Source organism: Actinoplanes sp. NPDC048791 (genome assembly GCF_040650095.1).
Lineage (GTDB): Bacteria > Actinomycetota > Actinomycetes > Mycobacteriales > Micromonosporaceae > Actinoplanes.
In genome coordinates this window covers 1-3,059 of the sequence record NZ_JBEZGQ010000991.1, presented here as the reverse complement: position 1 = coordinate 3,059, position 3,059 = coordinate 1, and the positions used below count along the sequence as shown (strand labels likewise).

The 3,059-nt window shown below is 72.6% G+C and carries 2 protein-coding genes; both read left to right on the top strand.

The features are described 5' to 3' along the window. The coding region (locus AB0C29_RS40980; RefSeq protein WP_360832511.1) for a glycoside hydrolase family 3 C-terminal domain-containing protein at positions 1-1,768 on the top strand (1,768 nt) is incomplete at its 5' end. A 90-nt stretch (positions 1,769-1,858) separates the two neighbouring features. Further along, positions 1,859-2,863 (top strand): LacI family DNA-binding transcriptional regulator, encoded by a 1,005-nt coding sequence (locus AB0C29_RS40975; protein ID WP_360832508.1) that lies wholly within the window; start codon positions 1,859-1,861, stop codon positions 2,861-2,863. Positions 2,864-3,059 lie beyond the last annotated feature (196 nt).

The following is a 3,059-nucleotide window of genomic DNA, read 5'->3' as shown; positions in this document are numbered from 1 at the left end:
CGGCGCGCTGCCGCTGCGGCCCGGCGGCAAGGTGGCCGTGGTCGGCCCGCTGGCCGACACCCTCTACACCGACTGGTACGGCGGCAAGCTCCCCTACGAGGTCACCGCCCTGGACGGCATCCGCGAGCGGGCAAAGAGTGTGACCACCAGCGACGGCGCCGACCGGATCGCCCTCAAGGACATCACCACGGGCCGGTACGTGACCGCCACCGGCACCACCGACGCCGACGCGGTCACCGCCTCCGGCACGAGCGCGGGCGCGGCCGCGCAGTTCGACACGGTCGACTGGGGCCAGGGCGTCGCCACGCTGCGCAACGTCGCCAACGGCCGGTACCTCGGCTACAACTGGGGTCCGCTGCTGACCCGCGACGAGCAGCCCAACGGCTGGTTCGTGCAGCAGCAGTTCAAGCTCGAGCGGCAGGGCGACGGCAGCTACGTCCTGCACTACGCGGGCTACGAGACCAAGGAGAGCTGGTTCGGCGCGAACACGTACGTCACGGTCGGCGCGGACGGCAAGCTGGCGCTCGGTTCCGCCACCGCCGAGGGCGCCGCGCACTTCACCCGCGAGGTGATCAGCAGCGGCGTGGACGAGGCGGTCGCCGCGGTGATCGGCGCCGACGCCGCGGTGGTCGTGGTCGGCAGCAACCCGTTCATCAACGGGCGCGAGGCGCACGACCGCACCACGACGGCGCTGGGCGAGAGCCAGCACGCGCTCGTCGAGGCGGTGCTGAAGGCGAATCCGCGTACGACGGTGGTGCTGCAGACCAGCTATCCCGACTCGATCACCTGGGAGCAGGAGCACGTACCGGCGATCCTGTGGACCACCCACGCCGGCGCCGAGACCGGCCACGCCGTGGCCGACGTGCTCTTCGGCGACGTCAACCCGGCCGGGCGGGTCACCCAGACCTGGCCCCGCTCGGACGACCAGCTCCCGGCCGACCTGCTCAACTACGACATCATCGCCTCGGAACAGACGTACCTGTACAGCAGGCAGCGGCCGCTCTATGCGTTCGGCCACGGCCTGTCCTACACGAAGTTCCGCTATGCACCGCTGCGCGCCCGCACGTCCGGCGGCACTGTCACCGTTCGTGTCGACGTGACCAACACCGGCACCCGGGCCGGGGACGAGGTCGTGCAGCTCTACAGCCACCAGCGCATCTCGCGGGACAAACTGCCGGTCAAGCAGCTGCGGGCGTTCCAGCGGGTCAGCCTCGCGCCCGGCGCCACCAGGACCGTCACGCTGAGTTTCCCGCTCGCCGACCTCGCGCACTGGGACGTCACCCGGGGCCGCTGGGTGAGCGAGTCGTCCGTGCACGACCTGCTCGCCGGCTCCTCGTCGGCGGACATCCGGCAGCGCGGCTCGCTGCGGGTGCGGGGCGAGACCATTCCGGCCCGGGACCTGACCCGGACGACCCGGGCGGAGAGCTTCGACGCGTACGGCGGTGCGCAGCTCGTCGATGAGAGCAAGCCGCGCGGCACCGCGGTGGGCGCCGCGAAGGCCGGCGACTGGATCGCGTTCAAGGACTCGCGGCTCGGTACGGCCTTCACCGCCCGGGTGGCCAAGGCGAGCGCGGGCCCGGGCACCGTCGAGGTCCGCCTCGGTGCACCGACCGGCCGGTTGCTGGGCACGGCCACCGTGGCGAGCACCGGCGACAAGTACACGTATGCCTCGGTCAACGCCCGGCTGGACCGGGTCCGGGGCCGGCACGACGTGTATCTGGTCCTCGGTGAGGGGGTACGGCTGGCCACCTTCCGGGCGGCCGGGTGATCACCGGCACCCCGGCGCGGCGGTGCCGGGGTGCACGTGGTGACGGTCAGTAGGATCGGCAGGCCGACAGCGAGCAGAACGGGGAGGGCGATGCCGACGATCAGCGACGTCGCCCGGGCGGCGGGCGTCTCGATGAGCACGGTCTCGTACGTGCTCAGCGGGCGCCGGCCGATCTCCGCCGAGACCCAGGCCCGGGTCAAGGCGGCCATCGCCGAGCTGGGTTACCACCCGCACGCCGGGGCCCGCGCCCTGGCCAGCAGCCGCACCAGCGTGCTGGCCCTGGTGGTGCCGTTGCGGGTGGACGTCAGTGTGCCGGTCATCATGCAGTTCGTGACGGCGGTGGTGACCGCGGCGCGCACGTACAACCACGACGTGCTGCTGCTGACCAAGGACGAGGGCACCGCGGGCCTGGAACGCGTCGCCGGCGCCACCATGGTCGACGCGCTGATCGTGATGGACGTCGAGCGCGACGACGTCCGGATCCCGGCGCTGGGCCGGCTCAAGCAGCCCTCGGTGCTGATCGGGCTGCCCGACGACGCGGCCGGCATCGCCTGCGTCGACCTGGACTTCGCGGCCACCGCGGCCGAGTGCCTGAAGCACCTGGCCGGGCACGGGCACCGCAAGATAGCCCTCGTCGGCCCGTCCCCGGCCGTGTACGAGCGCGGCACCACGTACGCCTCGCGGTTCCTGACCGGCTTCACTGACGCCGCGGCCGAGCTGGGGCTCGACACGGTCGCCCATCCGTGCGGGCCGGGCGCCGCGGGAGTGCGCGAGTGCCTCGCCGAGATCGACGCCGAGCTGCCGGAGGTGTCGGCGCTGGTCGTGCACAACGAGGAGGCACTGGTGCCGCTGCTGGAGGAGCTGCGCGCCAGCGGCCGCCGGGTGCCCGAGGACCTGTCCATCGTCGCGGTGTGCCCGCGCGACGTGGCGGTGAGCCTGCCGGTCCGGCTGACCTCGGCCGACATCCCCGCCCACGACGTCGGGACGCTGGCCGTGGAGACCGCGATGAACCTGCTGGACGGCCGCCGTACGCCGGGCACCCGGTTGCTGGCGCCGACCATCGTCGAGCGGGACAGCTGCTCTTCCCGCGACTGAGGAAATCTCGCCGTCACACTGTTGACATGTAGGTGAGCCGTTCCCTAGCGTCTGCCCAAGCCCCATCGTCGAAGCGGGGGCAAGGGGCGCGGGCGATCCCGGGTGGGCATCACAGGTGACTGCGCGGGGTAGGGGTGGTGTTGAGACGAGTGAGGCTACGACGCGGGGGGCCGCGACGGCGGCCGGGCCACGCCCG

What these genes read in the sequence shown, in the direction of transcription:
- AB0C29_RS40975 (WP_360832508.1), top strand. Translation starts at nt 1,859, where the DNA reads ATGCCGACGATCAGCGACGTCGCCCGGGCGGCGGGCGTCTCGATGAGC.